The sequence below is a fragment of the Nocardioides sp. NPDC057577 genome, assembly GCF_042801335.1.
Lineage (GTDB): Bacteria > Actinomycetota > Actinomycetes > Propionibacteriales > Nocardioidaceae > Nocardioides.
The window spans coordinates 1-1,003 of the sequence record NZ_JBHVGB010000383.1; the positions used below are offsets into that span (position 1 = coordinate 1).

Consider the following 1,003-nt stretch of genomic DNA (forward strand, 5'->3'; position numbering starts at 1 on the left):
GGCTTGACGTGTCGTACCCCTCGGGCAGACTTGGCGCGTAACAAGGATGATCGCGTCCGCCGGGCGCCGAGGGGGATTCAAGCCATGAGCCACGACGGCGCACAGGGGCGGTACGCGGGCGGTTCCGTGGCCGGCGGCCGGTACCAGCTGCGCGACCTGCTCGGCGAGGGCGGCATGGCCTCCGTCTACCTCGCGTACGACACCGCCCTGGACCGACAGGTCGCGATCAAGACACTGCACACCGAGCTGGGACGCGAGCAGTCCTTCCGCGAGCGGTTCCGGCGCGAGGCGCAGGCCGTCGCCAAACTGCAGCACACCAACATCGTCTCGGTCTTCGACACGGGCGAGGACGAGCTCGGCGGCGCGCTGATGCCGTACATCGTCATGGAGTACGTCGAGGGCCGGCCGCTGGGCTCCGTGCTCGACGAGGACGTCCAGCAGTACGGCGCGATGCCGGCCGACAAGGCCCTCAAGGTGACGGCGGACGTGCTCGCCGCCCTGGAGACCAGCCACGAGATGGGTCTGGTCCACCGCGACATCAAGCCCGGCAACGTCATGATGACCAAGCGCGGCGTCGTCAAGGTGATGGACTTCGGCATCGCCCGGGCCATGCAGTCGGGCGTCACCTCGATGACCCAGACCGGGATGGTCGTCGGTACCCCTCAGTACCTCTCCCCCGAGCAGGCACTCGGCCGCGGCGTCGACGCGCGATCCGACCTGTACTCGGTCGGCATCATGCTGTTCCAACTGGTCACCGGGCGCCTGCCGTTCGACGCCGACTCACCGCTCGCGATCGCGTACGCGCACGTGCAGGAGGAGCCGGTGGCCCCGTCCACCGTCAACCGCGCCCTGCCCCCGGCGGTGGACGCGCTGGTCGCCCGCGCGCTGAAGAAGAACCCGAACGAGCGCTTCCCGAGCGCCGCGGCGATGCAGGACGAGATCGCACGTGTGCTGAGCGCCGGCGCGCCCACGGGCGCTCCGGTGATCGTCGGCGGGGGCGCTC

The 1,003-nt window shown here is 70.3% G+C and carries 1 protein-coding gene; it reads left to right on the plus strand.

The window, feature by feature from the left end; genetic code table 11:
• Window positions 1-84: 84 nt before the first annotated feature.
• Window positions 85-1,003: protein kinase (locus ACFU7D_RS29975; RefSeq protein ID WP_378874230.1), on the plus strand; the 919-nt coding region annotated here is incomplete at its 3' end.